The 16076-nt window shown below is 65.6% G+C and carries 15 protein-coding genes; 6 read left to right on the top strand and 9 right to left on the bottom strand.

What is annotated here, in order from left to right:
- Nucleotides 1-18: 18 nt before the first annotated feature.
- Genes ACP7AR_RS03690 through ACP7AR_RS03675 form a run of 4 tightly spaced genes read right to left on the bottom strand, consistent with a single transcriptional unit; the run spans nt 19 to nt 4276 of the window.
- Nucleotides 19-1509: an amino acid carrier protein gene (locus tag ACP7AR_RS03690; RefSeq protein ID WP_426182904.1), complete on the bottom strand. Its 1491-nt coding sequence runs from the start codon at nt 1507-1509 to the stop codon at nt 19-21.
- Nucleotides 1510-1553: 44 nt separating this feature from the next.
- Nucleotides 1554-2552, bottom strand: coding sequence for an Fpg/Nei family DNA glycosylase (locus ACP7AR_RS03685; protein ID WP_426182901.1), 999 nt, complete (start codon nt 2550-2552; stop codon nt 1554-1556).
- A 1-nt stretch (nt 2553) separates the two neighbouring features.
- Entirely contained in the window at nt 2554-3057 is a 504-nt protein-coding gene (locus tag ACP7AR_RS03680; protein ID WP_426182898.1) for a ribose-5-phosphate isomerase, read from the bottom strand.
- Nucleotides 3058-3094: 37 nt separating this feature from the next.
- Entirely contained in the window at nt 3095-4276 is a 1182-nt protein-coding gene (locus ACP7AR_RS03675) for a ferrochelatase (protein WP_426182895.1), read from the bottom strand.
- 123 nt (nt 4277-4399) lie between these two features.
- On the opposite strand from ACP7AR_RS03675, the gene pepN reads away from it, so the two are divergent.
- From pepN to ACP7AR_RS03655, 4 genes are all read left to right on the top strand, one after another.
- Nucleotides 4400-6967 (top strand): aminopeptidase N, encoded by a 2568-nt coding sequence (gene pepN, locus ACP7AR_RS03670; RefSeq protein WP_426182892.1) that lies wholly within the window; start codon nt 4400-4402, stop codon nt 6965-6967.
- Between the two features lie 81 nt (nt 6968-7048).
- Nucleotides 7049-8125 (top strand): mechanosensitive ion channel family protein, encoded by a 1077-nt coding sequence (locus tag ACP7AR_RS03665; RefSeq protein WP_426187613.1) that lies wholly within the window; start codon nt 7049-7051, stop codon nt 8123-8125.
- Nucleotides 8122-8574: a globin gene (locus ACP7AR_RS03660; protein ID WP_426182889.1), complete on the top strand. Its 453-nt coding sequence runs from the start codon at nt 8122-8124 to the stop codon at nt 8572-8574. Before ACP7AR_RS03665 ends, ACP7AR_RS03660 begins: the two co-directional genes overlap by 4 nt.
- Complete coding sequence (locus ACP7AR_RS03655; RefSeq protein WP_426182886.1) at nt 8571-10235, top strand: FAD-binding dehydrogenase; 1665 nt, start codon at nt 8571-8573, stop codon at nt 10233-10235. The genes ACP7AR_RS03660 and ACP7AR_RS03655 overlap by 4 nt, the downstream gene beginning before the upstream one ends.
- Here ACP7AR_RS03655 and ACP7AR_RS03650 read toward each other — a convergent pair.
- Nucleotides 10232-10897 carry a hypothetical protein gene (locus ACP7AR_RS03650; protein ID WP_426182883.1) on the bottom strand — a complete coding sequence of 222 codons (666 nt, stop codon included), beginning with the start codon at nt 10895-10897 and terminating at the stop codon, nt 10232-10234. The genes ACP7AR_RS03655 and ACP7AR_RS03650 overlap by 4 nt on opposite strands.
- 50 nt (nt 10898-10947) lie before the next feature.
- Here ACP7AR_RS03650 and ACP7AR_RS03645 point away from each other — a divergent pair, with 50 nt between their 5' ends.
- Nucleotides 10948-11832 carry an acyl-CoA thioesterase gene (locus ACP7AR_RS03645; RefSeq protein WP_426182881.1) on the top strand — a complete coding sequence of 295 codons (885 nt, stop codon included), beginning with the start codon at nt 10948-10950 and terminating at the stop codon, nt 11830-11832.
- Nucleotides 11833-11851: 19 nt separating this feature from the next.
- On the opposite strand, the gene ACP7AR_RS03640 is transcribed toward ACP7AR_RS03645, so the two are convergent.
- From ACP7AR_RS03640 to ACP7AR_RS03625, 4 genes are all read right to left on the bottom strand, one after another.
- Complete coding sequence (locus tag ACP7AR_RS03640) at nt 11852-12331, bottom strand: acyl-CoA thioesterase (protein ID WP_426182878.1); 480 nt, start codon at nt 12329-12331, stop codon at nt 11852-11854.
- A gap of 72 nt (nt 12332-12403) precedes the next feature.
- A complete protein-coding gene (gene ettA / locus ACP7AR_RS03635; protein ID WP_426182875.1) occupies nt 12404-14083 on the bottom strand; it encodes an energy-dependent translational throttle protein EttA in 1680 nt (559 codons plus the stop codon).
- A 58-nt stretch (nt 14084-14141) separates the two neighbouring features.
- Nucleotides 14142-14645 (bottom strand): DUF6993 domain-containing protein, encoded by a 504-nt coding sequence (locus ACP7AR_RS03630; protein WP_426182872.1) that lies wholly within the window; start codon nt 14643-14645, stop codon nt 14142-14144.
- A gap of 88 nt (nt 14646-14733) precedes the next feature.
- Entirely contained in the window at nt 14734-15255 is a 522-nt protein-coding gene (locus ACP7AR_RS03625; RefSeq protein WP_426182869.1) for a single-stranded DNA-binding protein, read from the bottom strand.
- Nucleotides 15256-15454: 199 nt separating this feature from the next.
- Between ACP7AR_RS03625 and ACP7AR_RS03620 the strand changes: the two genes are divergently transcribed.
- Nucleotides 15455-15724, top strand: a complete 270-nt coding sequence (locus tag ACP7AR_RS03620) for a hypothetical protein (protein WP_426182866.1) — start codon at nt 15455-15457, stop codon at nt 15722-15724.
- Nucleotides 15725-16076: the final 352 nt, after the last annotated feature.

Raw genomic sequence — 16076 nt, 5'->3', positions numbered from 1 at the left:
GCCCAGCCTATGGCCGGCTCAGCCCGTCCGTCCGGGCGACGTGGCCGCATTCGCGCCTTCGGTCTTCCATTCCTCCCACCCCGGAGTTCCTGCCATGAACGCGTCGATCTCCTCCCGGTTCGCACGCAGCTTCGGATCATGCTTCAGGTACTGCCGGGTCTCGCGCGCCACGAGCCCGGAGAGCACCAACAGCCCGATCAGGTTCGGGAAGGCCATCAACCCGTTCATCGCGTCCGAGAACGCCCACACGACGCCGAGCTGCACGGTGCAGCCGATGAACACGACCAGCGAGAAGATGATGCGGAACGGCATCACCGCCCGCCGTCCGAACAGTCGCTCCACGTTGCGCTCGCCGTAGTACGACCAGCCGAGGATCGTGGAGCCCGCGAACATCACCAGGCCGAGAGTCACGATGATGTGGCCCCAGTCGCCAGGCAGCCCGTGCGAGAAGGCCTCACCCGTCATCAGTGCCGGACTGATCTGCTCGCCTGTCTCAGGATCGATCTGGTTCCAGGTGCCGGTGGCGATGATCACGAGGCCCGTGCAGCTGACGACGATGATCGTGTCGATGAAGGTCTGTGTCATCGACACGAGTCCCTGGCGAACCGGGTGACTCGTCTGCGCAGCCGCTGCCGCGATGGCCGCTGAGCCCATGCCCGATTCGTTGGAGAAGATGCCGCGCGCGACGCCGAACTGCACCGCGATGATGATCGCCGAACCGGCGAAGCCGCCGACGGCGCTGGTACCCGTGAACGCTTCGGTGAAGATCTGCGCGAACGCGGCGGGAAGCTCGCCGACATTGGCGATCAGGATGTAGATCGCGCCCAGCACGTAGAAGACGATCATGATCGGCACGAGTCCTGCTGTCACGCGACCGATCGACTTGATGCCGCCGACGAGGACGATCAGCGCGAACGCGGTCAGCACGAGTCCGGTCACCCACGTCGGCACGCTGAAGCTCGAGTCCAGGTTCTGTGCGATCGAGTTGCCCTGGGTCATGTTGCCGATCCCGAAGCAGGCGATCACCGCGAAGATCGAGAACGACAGGCCGAGCACCTTTCCCACCGGCCCCCGGATGCCCCGCTCGAGATACTGCTGCGGACCGCCGTTCTTCTCCCCGGCGGAGTCTGTCGTGCGGAAGCGCACACCGAGGAACGCCTCCGAGTACTTCGAAGCCATGCCGAGCAGACCCGTCACCCACATCCAGAACAGCGCACCAGGGCCGCCGATCCCGATGGCGGTCGCGACCCCCACGATGTTCCCCGTCCCGACTGTGGCCGCTAAGGCCGTCGTCAGCGCCTGGAACTGCGAGATGTCACCGTCCGAGCCCGGGTCCTTCCGGGTGAGGAGGCCCAGCCTCAGAGCAGAGCCGAGCCGGATGAACTGCAGCCCGCCCAGCCGGATGGTGAGATAAAGCCCGGTGCCGAGCAGGAGCGGTATGAGGAACCACGGCCCCCAGATCCACCCGCTGAAGGTCTCTAGCGCGCTCTGCAAGCCTGCAAGGTCCATCGTTGCTCCCGTCTAGGTGTCCTTCTTTTGAAGGACCACACTAGTCAGGCCTGGCACCTCGGACACCAGTAGAGCTTGCGCGCGCCGATTTCTTCGAGCGCGATCTCGGTGCCGCAGACGCGGCATGGGAGGCCGGCCCGGTGGTACACCCAGTGCCGGTCATCCCGACTCGCCATCGCTGCTCGGTAGTCCGTCGGAGACAGGTCATCCATGGTCATCATCTGCCCTGTTTCGACGCCGATGGCCAACAGCCGCACCCAGTCGTGCCAGAGCTGCCGCACGATCTCCTCGGGCACGTCGCGCCCCGGCGTGTGCGGATTCAGACGCGCCCGATAGAGCATCTCCGCTCGATACACGTTGCCGATCCCGCTGACGACGGACTGATCCATGAGCAGCAGGGCGATGGGAGTCGACTTCTTGCGCACAGCGAGGACGAAGCGCTCCTCGTTCGCGACGGGGTCGCCGACAAGCGGGTCGGGGCCGAGCTTGGCGATGGTGGCGAGCATCTCGTCCGGGGTCTGCAGCACGCACGCCGTCGGCCCGCGGAGGTCGGCCGCCGTGATGTCGGTCATCAGGCGCAGTCGTACTTGACCGACGATCGGCGGTGGCCATTCGGTGCCCTCATCCGCCAGCCCCTTGGTCTGCTCCGACATGCGCACATGCACGCGTGTCCTCCTCGGCGCCCCGATCGATGCCAGAGAATTCTCGCCTGCAGCATCCAGAATCGGGCTGTCCAGATCAGTACCTCGCTGATTGGTCTGCCCCATCCGACCGTTCGCGGACGCGATGGTCGGATCGATAAGGATCTCGCCAGCGAAGTCCCACGCGCCGTAAAGACCGAGATGCACTCGTAGCCAGAGATCGCCCTCGGTCTCGAGGAACATCTGCTTGCCGACGGCCTTGACGCTCACGGCGTCGCGACCGTCCAGCATCGCCGCTCCCTCCGCGAATCTGCCCTGCGGGCTCGATGCATGGAGCCGCTTGCCGATGAAGTTGCGCTCGAACTGACGAGCGATCCTGTGGACGGAGTGACCCTCTGGCATGTCAGGCCCGCGGGTCCGGCAGCTCGCGAGGGTCGGGCGACAACGACCCGTCGTGCTCGAAATCGGCGATCTGTGCGATGCGGCGAACGTGGCGTTCCTCGTCCGAGAACGGCGTCGAGATGAAGCGGTCGATGAATGAGGTCACTTCTTCGAAGGTGTGCTGTCGCGCGCCGATCGAGATCACGTTGGCATCGTTGTGCTCGCGGGCGAGCTCGGCCGTGGAGAGATTCCACACCAGCGCAGCCCGGATGCCCTGCACCTTGTTCGCTGCGATCTGCTCGCCGTTCCCGGAGCCGCCGAACACGACTCCCAGCGCTTCGACGCCGGCGACCTGATCCGCGACGACAGCCTGAGCCGCACGGATGCAGAAGGCGGGATAGTCATCGACGGCGTCGTACTCGATCGGGCCGTGGTCGATGACCTCGTGGCTCGCGTTTCGAAGGTGCTCCTGCAGCTTCGTGGAGAATTCCAGTCCCGCGTGGTCGGTGGCGATGTGGATGCGCATGCTCACCATCCTAGAAGCGTCAGAGCGCCGACCCTCTTCAGGGCACCAGCCCGGCGGCAGCGGGCTGGAAACCCAGTCGGACGTTCTCGCAGTCGCCCGCACGCGACACGTCGTACCAGGGTCCGAGATCGGTCAGATGTGGGCGCTCGGATGCGGGCGTACCCTCGATCCGTTCGACCACCAGATCGACCAGACCGGCGACGAACGCTGGATGCACCCCCGGGGTCTGGGTGCGCGTCGCCAGCAGACCGACCTCAGCAGCGGACTCGATGGCTTCGGTGTCCAGATCCCACATGACCTCCATGTGGTCGCTGACGAATCCGAGCGGCACGATCACGACGGCCTTCGCTCCGGCGGCGGGCAGCTCGGCGATCGCATCGTTGATGTCCGGCTCGAGCCACGGCTGCGTCGGCGGGCCCGAGCGCGACTGGAACACCAGCTGCCACGGCACGGTGGCACCACCGGTGACCGAGGCCAGCTCCTGGATGATGTGCGTGGCGACCGCTCGATGCTGCGCGACATATGCCCCACCCTCGCCCCAGTCCACATCTCGCGGTCCTGATCGCTCGGCGTCTGCCGTCGGAATCGAGTGGGTGGAGAACAGCACGTGGATATCCGATGCCGCGATCCCCTGCTCCAGGAACGCCGCGACCGCGGCATCCACCCCCTCCTGGAACGGCTGCACGAAACCGGGGTGATCGAAATAGAGACGCACCTTGTCAGCGGTGACCCGATCCTCCAGGCCCGCATCCGTGATCGCGCGTGCGATGTCCTCCCGGTACTGGCGGTCGCTGGAGTACGAACTGTAGGCGCTCGTCGCGAGCACCAGCAGGGTCGAGTGCCCGTCATCGGCAGCGGCGGTGAAGGCGTCGTCGAGATACGGTTCCCAGTTGCGGTTACCCCAGTACACCGGCAGATCGAGGCCGCGTACGGCGATCTCCGCCTCGAGCGCGTCCTTGAGCGCGCGGTTGTGCGCGTTGATCGGGCTGATGCCGCCGAAATGGCGATAGTGATGCGCCACCTCCTCGAGCCGGTCGTCCGGTATTCCGCGGCCGCTCGTCACATTGCGGAGGAAGGGGATCACGTCGTCCTGCCCTTCCGGCCCTCCGAAGCTGGCGAGCACCAGAGCGTCGTACGCCACCGGCGTCTCGACGAACTCGGGCCCGCCTGCCGCAGCGGCGGATGCGAAGGGAACGGCGTTCGGAACGGGTGCACTCACACTTCCATCTTTCCACCACTGCGCACCGACAACGCCCGGGTCCTGGCGTAGGCTGTCATGGTTGCCGTCGGCGCCAGCCGCGTCGGATCTCGGTGCCGACCCGAACCCCTGGGAGAATCAGCTGTGCCTGGAGAGAACCTCACCCGAATCGAAGCGCAGGAGCGTCGCGCTCTCATCGATACCCAGTCCTACGGGATCTCGCTCGATCTGACGAAGGGCGCAGAGGTCTTCGGATCCCGCAGCGTCGTGCACTTCCGGGCGACTCCGGGCAGTTTCACCTTCATCGACCTGATCGCCCGCGATGTGCGGGAGATCTCGCTCAACGGTGAACAACTCGATCCGGACGAGGTCTTCGATGACTCCCGCATCGCGCTGTCCGGTCTGCAGGAGGAGAACGTCCTCGTGGTGGATGCCGACTGCCTGTACACGAACACGGGTGAAGGACTGCACCGCTTCGTCGACCCGGTCGACGGCGAGGTGTACCTCTACTCGCAGTTCGAGGTGCCCGATTCCCGCCGCGTGTTCGCCGTGTTCGAGCAGCCCGACCTGAAGGCGACGTTCCAGTTCACGATCACGGCTCCCGACGCGTGGAAGGTCATCTCCAACTCCCCCACGCCTGAGCCGATCAAACACGACGAGAACGAGACCGCGACCTGGGGCTTCGAGCCCACACCTCGCATCTCCTCGTACATCACGGCGCTCATCGCAGGACCGTACGAGTCCACGTTCTCGGAGCTGACCAGCGCATCGGGCGATGTCATCCCTCTCGGTGTCTACGGGCGAAAGAGCCTCTGGCAGCACCTCGACGCCGACTACATCTTCGACAAGACTCGTGAGGGCTTCGCCTACTACGAGGAGAAGTTCGGCGTTCCGTATCCGTTCGCGAAGTACGACCAGCTGTTCGTGCCGGAATTCAACGCGGGCGCGATGGAGAACGCGGGCGCTGTCACGTTCACCGAGACCTACGTCTTCCGGAGCAAGGTGACGGATGCCGTCAAGGAGCGTCGGGTCGTCACGATCCTGCACGAGCTCGCGCACATGTGGTTCGGCGACCTCGTCACCATGAAGTGGTGGAACGACCTGTGGCTGAACGAATCGTTCGCGGAGTGGGCGTCGACCATCGCCACGGCCGAGGCCACGGAGTGGACAGAGGCCTGGACCACATTCAACGCCATGGAGAAGACCTGGGCGTACCGTCAGGACCAGTTGCCCTCCACGCACCCGATCGTCGCCGAGATCAATGATCTCGAGGACGTGCAGGTCAACTTCGACGGCATCACGTACGCCAAGGGCGGATCGGTGCTCAAGCAGCTCGCGGCCTGGGTCGGCATCGATGCGTTCTTCGCGGGTGTCGGACAGTACTTCCAGAAGCACGCGTGGGGCAACACCGAGGTCACCGACCTTCTCACAGAGCTCGAAGCCACCAGTGGCAGGGACCTCAGCACCTGGTCGAAGAAGTGGCTCGAGACCGCCGGTGTGAACACGCTCTCCCCCGTGATCGCAGAGGACTCCGACGGCATCATCACACGATTCGCCGTCACTCAGACGGCACCGGCCGACTACCCGACGATCCGTCCGCACCGCCTCGGCATCGGCTTCTACGACCTGGTCGACGGCGCTCTCACCCGTACGCACTATGCGGAGATCGACGTGGACGGCGACCGCACCGAGGTGCCGGAACTGCAGGGCAGGAAGCGTCCGGACCTCGTGCTGCTCAACGACAACGACCTCGCTTACGCGAAGATCCGGCTCGACGAGCGCTCGCTGTCCACCGCGATCGATCATCTGGGCGCGATCGCCGATCCGCTCGCGCGCTCGCTCGTCTGGGGCGCCGCCTGGGATCAGACTCGCGACGCCGAGAGCGCAGCATCCGACTACATCGAACTCGTGCTGCGCAACATCGGCAAGGAATCCGAGTCGACCACGGTGCGCACCACGCTCGCGCAGTTGCGCACCGCCGCGACGCTGTACGTCGCCCCCTCCGAGCGGGATGCTGCGCGCCAGAAGATCGCCGACGGCCTGTGGGATCTCGCACACGGCGCTGAGGCCGGAAGCGACAGCCAGCTGCAGTTCGTCACCGCCTTCGCGAACGCGCTCGTGAACACCGAGCACGCGGGGATCGTCGGTCGTCTGCGCTCGGGTGAGGAGACTCTTCCCGGCCTCGAGATCGACACCGACCTCTCCTGGCAGCTGCTCGTCGGCCTCGCGTCGATCGGCGCGACGGACAGCGCGTCCATCGACGCCGCCCTGGCCGCGGACAACACCTCGAAGGGAGCCGAGTTCGCCGCTCAGGCGCGCGCAGCGCTGCCGACCAGCGCAGACAAGCGCGTCGCGTGGAGTTCACTCATCGACGACGACGCCCTGCCCAACACGATCGTGCGATCGGCGGCACTCGGGTTCGGACATCCGAACAGCACCGGAGTGCTCGGCGAGTTCGTGTCGGACTACTTCGACATGCTCGTACCGGTATGGGAATCGCGCACGTACCAGATCGCCAGCTACCTCATCGTCGGTCTCTACCCGACGGCGCTCGCGAATGCCGCGCTTCGTGATGCGACCCGGGCCTGGCTCTCGGCGAACGGCGACGCCGCGCCAGCTCTGCGACGCCTGGTCAGCGAGGGTCTCGCCGATGTCGAGCGGGCGCTCGCTGCGCAGTCCCGCGACGCAGAGGATGACGAGAGTCACAACTGACGCACTCTTATCCGGCCGGGCCTCTGCGACGCTGTCATCCAGCTGCCGCAGAGGCCCGATCGCTAGGATCGGAGGGTGCTGATGCTTCCCTTCGATACGACGACCCCGGCGCCGGATTCGGCGAACGAGGTGTGGGCATCGTTCCTCGCCATCCTCAGGGACATCGGCGGCAGGGCGATCACCATCGCGATCATCGTCGTGGTCGCTTTCCTGGTCGGACTCGCCCTCCGTTATGTCGTCCGCAGGGTCGTGCACCGCATCGTCGACGGTGCGAAATCGAAGGCCAATGTCGATGACACGCAGGCGCTGGAGCGATCGCCGCTCGCGGACATGCGTCTGATCCAGCGCACCCGCACGCTCGGCAGCATCCTGCAGAACATCATCAACGTGGCCGTCGTGGTCATCGGGCTGCTGATGGTCATGGCGGTCATCGCTCCGGACCTGATCGCCTCTCTCACGCTGCTCACCGCCGCGTTGGGCGCCGGTCTCGGCTTCGGCGCCCAGAACATCGTCAAAGACGTGCTGAACGGCCTGTTCATCGTGGCCGAGGATCAGATCGGCATCGGCGATGTCGTCGACACCGGACTCGCGAGCGGCGTCGTCGAGCATGTCAGCGTGCGCGTCACACAGGTGCGCGATGTCAACGGCACGCTCTGGTACGTCCGCAACGGCGAGATGCTGCGCATCGGCAACATGTCGCAGGGCTGGGCTCGCGCGATCATCGACCTCGGCGTGCCGGTGGACGCCGTCGTGCCAGAGGTCGAGGCTGCACTCCTCGAGGCGGCGCTGGGGCTCTCGAAGGACCCTAAGTGGCGCACGCGCATCATCGAACGCCCCGAGGTGTGGGGACTCGAATCGATCAGCGGCGAGGCCCTCGTGATCCGGGTCGTGCTGAAGACCCGTGCGAACGCGAAGGATGACGTCGCGCGCGAACTGCGCATGCGGCTCAAGGGCGCGATCGAGGAGCTCGGGCTCACGATCCCCAGTCTCGAATCGGTCGTCCCGACCGGCCCTGAGGGCGCTCGGCGCGTACGCGGGGCGAACCCGCCAACCACCCGCCCCAACGCCGTGACGGGTGTGCCACCGGTCTCGCGCGGCATCTGGCGGAAGAAGGACACCAAGCCCGCGCCGAAGGACAAGCCAGAGGACGATTCATGACTTTCTACGACGAGGTCGGCGGGTACGCCACGTTCGAGAAGATCGTCGACGTCTTCTACCGCGAGGTCGCGCTCGATCCTGTTCTGCGGCGCATGTATCCCGAAGAGGATCTCGGACCCGCCGCCGAGCGGTTCACGCTCTTCCTCGCCCAGTACTGGGGCGGTCCTTCGACATACAGCGAGACGAGGGGACATCCTCGCCTGCGGATGCGTCATATGCCTTTCCATGTCGATCCGGACGCGAGGGATCGCTGGCTGCGCTGCATGCGCACCTCGCTCGATGAGGTGCAGCTGTCCCCCCTGCACGATTCCACCCTCTGGGACTACCTGGAGCGCGCCGCATATGCCATGGTGAACACCATGGAGCCGTCAGGCATCGGTCCCGCACCCGCCGGTCGTTCGACACTCGAAACCCGTAGCAGCAGTCAGGATTCAACGGAGACCCCATGACCACCACACCCCTGTCCGCCGACGTTCTCGTGATCGGATGGGGGTTGGCAGGCCTTGTCGCAGTTGCGGAGGCCACAGCCGCCGGTAAACGGGTGGTCCTGATCGATCAGGAGCCGCGCTCGAATATCGGCGGGCAGGCGTGGTGGTCGTTCGGCGGACTCTTTCTGATCGACTCACCCGAGCAGCGGCGGTTCGGCATCAAGGACTCGCTGGAGCTCGCGAGCCAGGACTGGTTCGGCAATGCGGGGTTCGACCGTGAAGAAGACCGCTGGCCACGCGCATGGGCCGAGGCGTACCTGCAGTTCGCAGCCGGCGAGAAGCGCGCCTGGTTGCGCGAGCGCGGGGTCGGATTCTTCCCCGTCGTCGGCTGGGCGGAGCGCGGTGGCTACGGCGCGATCGGCCCGGGGAACTCGGTGCCGAGATTCCACATCACGTGGGGCACAGGTCCGGGCATCGTCGCGCCGTTCGCAGAGGCAGCGCTTCGAGCGGAGAAAGCGGGCACCCTCACGATCCTCCCCCGCCATCGCGTCACCGAGCTCATCGTCGCCGACCGCGCGGTCGTCGGGGCGAGGGGCGATCTGCTCATCGACGAGCAGACCGCGCGCGGTGCGACGTCGTCTCGCGAGATCGCCGGCGACTTCGAGATCACGGCCGCGTCCACGATCGTGTCCTCCGGTGGTATCGGCGGCAATCACGACCTGGTCCGTGCAGCCTGGCCGGGACGCCTGGGCACGCCGCCGGCGCACATGCTCTCCGGTGTACCCGCGTACGTCGACGGCTCCATGCACGCGGTCTCTGCGGCCGCTGGAGCGCATCTGATCAACGGCGATCGCATGTGGCACTACGTGGAGGGGATCAAGAACTGGGACCCTGTGTGGCCGGCACACGGCATTCGGATCCTCCCAGGGCCGTCCTCGCTTTGGCTCGATGCGACCGGCAAGCGCCTCCCGGTGCCGCTCTTCCCCGGGTTCGACACACTCGGCACGCTCCAGTACCTGCGCACCACCGGACACGACCACTCCTGGTTCGTCACGTCGCGCCAGATCGTCGAGAAGGAGTTCGCGCTGTCCGGCAGCGAGCAGAACCCCGATCTCACAGGCAAGGACGTCGCTCTGCTGCTGAAGTCGCGGCTCGCGAAGGGACCTACTGGTCCGGTGCAGGCGTTCCTCGATGAAGGCGAGGACTTCATCGTCGAGAACGATCTCGACTCGCTGCTGGACCAGATGAAGCAGGCCGACGACGACGATGTGCTCGATCTGGACCTTGTACGGCGTGAGTTGACCGCACGCGACCGGGAGATCGGGAACGACTTCACCAAGGATGCTCAGATCGGGATGCTGCGATCCATGCGCGCCTATCGCGGCGACAAGCTCATCCGCACCGCGACTCCGCACCGACTGCAGGATCCGTCTGCCGGTCCGATGATCGCGGTCAAGCTCCACGTGCTCACCCGCAAGTCGCTGGGCGGCATAGAGACCGATCTTGACGGTCGCGCACTCGGAGCGGACGGGTCCGTCATCCCCGGCCTGTACGCCGCAGGCGAGGCCAGCGGGTTCGGCGGTGGGGGCGTGCACGGGTATCGCGCACTGGAGGGCACGTTCCTCGGCGGCTGCCTGTTCTCCGGGCGGCAGGCTGGGCGTGCGGCCGCGAGGTCGGTCTAGGCCTGTGCCCCCGTGCTGCGCACGGCCGTCAGGCCGGTTGCCATCGGGCCGCGGGCGAGTACATGGCCGCGACGGAAGGCGACTCGCGTCCAACGACCCGACGTCGTCACCGGCACGCTCTCCTCACCCGAGATGAATCCGAAGGCATGCGCAGCGAAGGCGACGCCGCGCACGAGACCCCCGAGATCGTCATCAGGCTCACCCCAGATCGCTGCCCTGAGAGATCGAACGGCTTCTTCGCCGGCACCGGGCGTCGCTCCGCGGGCGACCGCGGATATCCCCCACTGCGCGCGCTTCGCGATCGTCGCAGCGGCGAGTTCGCCGGCCGACTCCCATCCTCCACGCGGCGGCGCCACACCAGCCCACGCGGGCGAACGACCGGTCTCCGGCAGCGTCAGCATCCGCTCGTCCTGATCCCTGGTGAGCTCATCCACGACGATGTCGCATTCCAGTTCGGGGTCGGCGTGCACGATCCGCATCGCGAGGATCGTCGGAGTCTGATCGAACAGGCCCTTCGGTGCCAGCGCAGATGCCGTCAACGCCAGAACCCCGTTACTGCCCTGCAGTCGGATGCCGTCATCAGAGACCTGCATGGCCCGACCGAGGAACGTGAGAACGTCTCGAGCGGTATCGGAGTCGGAGAGAACGAGGCGTGGGGGCACGCGTTCTAAACTACCAACGAGGCGACTGCATGGTCGCAGGGAGGAGCGTCATGAGCGCAGCTGCACAGGCTCAGGCATCCGTCGACAATCTGCTGGGAGTGCTGGATCTCGACGAGACTCAGGCACGTACCGAGGAAGACATCTTCACCGGACGTTCGCACAGCATGCCGACGGGACGCATCTACGGCGGTCAGGTGCTCGGTCAGAGCCTCATCGCGGCCGAGCGGACGATGCCGGAGGATCGTGCGGTGCATTCGATGCACGGGTACTTCCTCCGCCCTGGCGACTCGTCTCAGGGACTCACCATCGCGGTCGATCGAATCCATGACGGCCGATCGTTCTCCACCAGGCGTTCGCAGGCGTACCAGAACGGCGTTCCGATCTTCTCGATGATCGCCTCGTTCCAGGACGACGCGCCCGGAGTCGAGCATGCGCAGCCGATGCCGGACGGCATCCCCGCACCGGACGACATTCCGACTGATGAAGAGCGCGTGGAAGGGGTTCACCCGCAGGCCCTGCGGATGCTGACGGAGCGCCCGGTCGACATGCGTCACGTCGAATCCCCGTTGTACGTCGTGGCTGACGGCGAACGCAAGGCTCAGCAGGCTGTCTGGATGCGGATGCGTGCGCCTATGCCGGAGGATCCGAGGCTGCACAGGGCCGCGCTCGCGTATCTCAGTGACATGAGCATCCAGGAGTCGATCCTGCGTGCTCATGGAGTGCCATGGGCGACGCCGGGTCTGAAGGTGGCCAGCCTCGATCACGCCATGTGGTGGCATCGTCCGGCACGCGTGGATGAATGGCTGCTGTACGTGCAGGAGTCGCCGAATGCTCGTGGCGGTCGCGGCCTCGCCACTGGACGCATCTACACGCAGCAGGGTGTCCTGGCTGCGAGCGTCACACAGGAGATCATGATCAGGGTTCCTTCCGCCTGATCACGATCTCGGCGTGCCGTCAACGATGCGCGTACGTGATCGGCTCGCCGATGTACGGAGTCCAGGCATCGCGCATCTCCGCGGTGATGCGCGTGGGACGCCCGGACTCCGCATCCACGAGCACGATGACGGCTGTCGAGCGCGCGTACAGCACTCGTGCCTCGTTCTCCGCGTCGTTGAACACCTCGTAGCAGACCTCGAGGCTTGAACCACCGAGCTTGCCGAACCACATCTGCACCTCGAGCGGTCGTCGCTGGTACGGCACGGGAGCGAGGTACTCGATCTCCTGCCGCGCGATGAGCGTCAGCGTTCCCGCCTCGATCCCGGAGTTGAGCACGGCCGTCGGCGGTGCCGTCTCCCCCTGCTCCGCCTTCCAGAAAGCGCGCACGCGCGCCTCTTCGAGAAGCTTGAGCATCGAGGTGTTGTTGACGTGATTGAACGCGTCGAGATCCCCCCACCGCAGATGGATGGGGACGTGCAGCCTGCGCCCCTCAGTCACGCGTGCTCCTCACTTCGTCCACCGACACGCTCCAACGGCCTCAGCAGCCGAGCGCGCTCGGCTGCCCACGGGTCAATCGCGTGTGAGCTTGCGGTGCGTCGAACGGTGCGGGTTGGCAGCGTCCGGGCCGAGGCGTTCGATCTTGTTCTTCTCATACGCTTCGAAGTTGCCCTCGAACCAGTGCCACTGAGCCGGGTTCTCGTCGGTGCCCTCGTACGCGAGGATGTGGGTCGCGATGCGGTCGAGGAACCACCGGTCGTGAGTGATGACCACAGCGCAACCGGGGAACTCGAGCAGCGCGTTCTCGAGCGAGCTCAGCGTCTCGATGTCGAGGTCGTTCGTCGGTTCATCGAGGAGCAGCAGGTTGCCGCCCTCTTTGAGCGTGAGTGCGAGGTTCAGTCGGTTACGCTCACCACCGGAGAGCACTCCGGCCTTCTTCTGCTGGTCAGGACCCTTGAAGCCGAACTTCGACACATATGCGCGCGAAGGGATCTCGATCTTGCCGACCGTGATGATGTCGAGGCCGTCGGACACCACCTCCCACAGGTTCTTGTTGGGGTCGATGTTGGCGCGGGACTGGTCGACGTAGCTGATCTTGACCGTCTCGCCGATCTTGAGGTCTCCGCCGTCGAGCGGCTCGAGGCCGACGATGGTCTTGAACAGCGTGGTCTTGCCCACGCCGTTGGCGCCGATGATGCCGACGATGCCGTTCGGGGGAAGGCTGAAGCTGAGTCCCTCGATCAGGGTGCGGTCGCCGAAGCCCTTCTTGAGGTTCTTCGCCTCGATGACCACGCTGCCCAGACGCGGACCCGCGGGGATCTGGATCTCTTCGAAGTCGAGTTTCCTGGTGCGCTCCGCCTCAGTCGCCATCTCCTCGTAGCGGGCCAGACGCGCCTTCGACTTGGTCTGGCGGCCCTTGGCGCTGGAGCGGACCCACTCGAGTTCGTCCTTCAGCCGCTTGGCGAGCTTGGCGTCCTTCTTGCCCTGGATGGCGAGGCGCTCGCCCTTCTTCTCCAGGTAGGTGGAGTAGTTGCCCTCGTAGCCGATCAGGCGGCCCCGGTCGACCTCGGCGATCCACTCCGCGACGTTGTCCAGGAAGTACCGGTCGTGGGTGATGGCGATGACAGCGCCCTTGTAGGCCTGCAGATGCTGCTCGAGCCAGAGCACGCTTTCGGCGTCGAGGTGGTTGGTGGGCTCGTCGAGGAGCAGCAGATCCGGCTTCTGCAGCAGGAGCTTAGCGAGTGCCACGCGGCGCTTCTCACCGCCGGAGAGAGGAGCGATATCGGCGTCTCCCGGAGGGGTGCGAAGCGCATCCATGGCCTGCTCGAGCTGCGAGTCGAGGTCCCAGCCGTCCGCCGCGTCGATCTCCTCCTGCAGCACGCCCATCTCTGCGAGCAGCGTGTCGAAGTCGGCGTCGGGGTCAGCCATCTGCGCCGAGATCTCGTTGAAACGGTCGAGCTTCGGCTTGATGGCGACGCCGTCCTGGATGTTCTCCAGCACGGTCTTCGTCTCATCGAGCTCCGGCTCCTGCATCAGGATGCCGACCGTGAAGCCGGGCGACAGCTTCGCCTCGCCGTTCGACGGCTGGTCCATGCCCGCCATGATCTTGAGGATCGTCGACTTACCGGCACCGTTCGGGCCGACCATGCCGATCTTCGCCCCTGGGAGGAATGACATCGTCACGTCGTCGAGGATGAGCTTGTCGCCCACCGCCTTGCGCGCACGAACCATCGAGTAGATGTACTCAGCCACTGAGAACCGCTCCTTTTGTAGGCGTCGAAGATCGACACTCCAGCCTACCGGCTATGGATCACCAGTCGATCGGGCGCGTGTTGCCGACGAGGCAGCGTCCCTCCGCGAGTTGATCGACGACCGCAACGACCGGCTCCCCAGTGGACGGGCCGACCTGCCCGACGAGGCAGTGGTCATCTCCCCATCGAACCGAGAACTGCAGGCTCTCGACAGGGTTGCCCACCGTGGTGAAGTCCTGCGTCACCTGCATCGCTGTTCGGTCGAACCCGGCTGCGACCAGGGCATCGATGTACGCGCGACCGGAGCCCCGCTCCTCCGACCCCCAGACCTGATCTGTGATCGCGGAGAAGAGCGGCAGGTTGTCCTCGGCAGAACCGTTCGGCTGAAAGACCGGGGCCGGGTGGCCGGGCGTCGCCGTCGGTGTCGCATCGGCATTCGCCGACGGAGACGCGGAGGGCGAATCCGGTGATCCTGGATCGCACGCCGCCAGCGCGAGGCCCGCCAGCAAGATCGTCGAGGCGGCCACGACACGCAGACGGACGGTGGGGAGTCGACGGGGCACGCTCCGATTCTATGGGCGTGCCGCCCGCCCTCCCCACCTGCCCGCGCACTGCACGGAGGCGCTCACGCTGTACAGCGATTCCGGTGGTTCATCCTCCAGACGACCACGGTGCGGACAGAGCCATCGCCGGTTCGGAAGGCTCGTCCTCATCGCGGTCACCGCCGTCATCGGTCTCGGGATCCGGATCGATGTCGAGCACCTCACCCGTTCCCGGATCCACACCGCCGGGTACTGAGTCCTGCGCACTGGCCGGTCGACTCGCTTTGGCGAAGGCACTGGCACCCCAACGCAGATCGTGCCCGATGGCCTCCGCGTCGATATCTGCGCTCATCCCTTTGCGTTCCGCGTTCTCCCACTCGCGCAGCTTCAGCTTCCCTGTCACGATGACGCCATCACCCTGGTGCAGCGAAGACTTGACGTGGTCGGCGAGCTGGCGGAACGCGGACACGTTGTACCAGTTGGTGCCGGTCTCGATCCATGTCTGGGTCTTCGAATCGAAGCGCCGCTGCGGGCTGGCCACGCGGAAATTCACCACCGCCACCCCGCTCGCGGTCTCGCTCCGTTTCGGATCAGCGCCGACGCGCCCCAGGATCGTCACGTTGTCGTTCATGTCCATCTCCTCTTCCATCGATGCCCGGGACGCGCCCGGATCGCCTCAGAGTGCCTCGCCACGCACGGCCTCCGCATCGCAGAACCCACGTTCGGTGGACGGAAGCGACGAAAGCCTGATCAGTGGAGGAAAGGATGCTCCTCCCGAGCGACGCCAATGTCCGTGGTCGGTCATATGTTCGAATCGGAAGGAGAATCAGATGTCCGATACACAGATCCTGCACCTGCCAGAGGTGCGATACGCCACGCCGCAGCTCGTCTCGAAACGCGAGCACCTCGTCAGAGCTTCAGAACAGCTGTGGCGGGTTCAAGACACCGCCGGCCGCATTCTCGGCCACCTTCGCATCGTCGCCGATCCACTCGGGTTGCGCTATCGAGCTGAACGCTTGCATCTCGCGACCGGCGCCTTCCGCCTCGTCGGCGAGTTCTGGCGACCTGACGACGCGGTGCAGGCCCTGCGCAACGGGTGAGACGTGCCAAGCAAAGGGGAACGACTGAAGGCGATGCAGGCACGTCACCGTTATCTCAACTTTCTGCGGATGATGGACTATCTCGTCGGTCACCCGTGCGCCGACTGCGGCGAATCGGACCCCGTCGTGCTCGACTTCGATCATCTACCCGGTGCAGCCAAGAGATTCGAGATATCTCGCGCAGTCAACGCCTCGACGCGTTCCTGGCCACTGATCGAGAGCGAGATCGCGAAATGCGAGATCGTTTGCGCGAATTGTCACCGTCGCCGTACTTCTGAACGCGCCGGTCATCGCAAACACCTGCTGAAGATGGGCATACCCATACCGATCGTCCCCGAGACTCCGACCCGCC

Origin of the sequence: Microbacterium sp. TWP3-1-2b2, assembly GCF_049896145.1 — a bacterium.
Lineage (GTDB): Bacteria > Actinomycetota > Actinomycetes > Actinomycetales > Microbacteriaceae > Microbacterium.
Note: the sequence above shows the minus strand (reverse complement) of the source record. Positions and strands in the feature narration are given on the sequence as shown.

Excerpts from the sequence above, each read along its gene's own strand:
- ACP7AR_RS03690 (WP_426182904.1), bottom strand. The coding sequence starts at position 1,509 with ATGGACCTTGCAGGCTTGCAGAGCGCGCTAGAGACCTTCAGCGGGTGG.
- ACP7AR_RS03685 (WP_426182901.1), bottom strand. The coding sequence starts at position 2,552 with ATGCCAGAGGGTCACTCCGTCCACAGGATCGCTCGTCAGTTCGAGCGC.
- ACP7AR_RS03680 (WP_426182898.1), bottom strand. The coding sequence starts at position 3,057 with ATGCGCATCCACATCGCCACCGACCACGCGGGACTGGAATTCTCCACG.
- ACP7AR_RS03665 (WP_426187613.1), top strand. The coding sequence starts at position 7,049 with ATGCTTCCCTTCGATACGACGACCCCGGCGCCGGATTCGGCGAACGAG.
- ACP7AR_RS03660 (WP_426182889.1), top strand. The coding sequence starts at position 8,122 with ATGACTTTCTACGACGAGGTCGGCGGGTACGCCACGTTCGAGAAGATC.
- ACP7AR_RS03655 (WP_426182886.1), top strand. The coding sequence starts at position 8,571 with ATGACCACCACACCCCTGTCCGCCGACGTTCTCGTGATCGGATGGGGG.
- ACP7AR_RS03645 (WP_426182881.1), top strand. The coding sequence starts at position 10,948 with ATGAGCGCAGCTGCACAGGCTCAGGCATCCGTCGACAATCTGCTGGGA.
- ACP7AR_RS03625 (WP_426182869.1), bottom strand. The coding sequence starts at position 15,255 with ATGAACGACAACGTGACGATCCTGGGGCGCGTCGGCGCTGATCCGAAA.
- ACP7AR_RS03620 (WP_426182866.1), top strand. The coding sequence starts at position 15,455 with ATGTCCGATACACAGATCCTGCACCTGCCAGAGGTGCGATACGCCACG.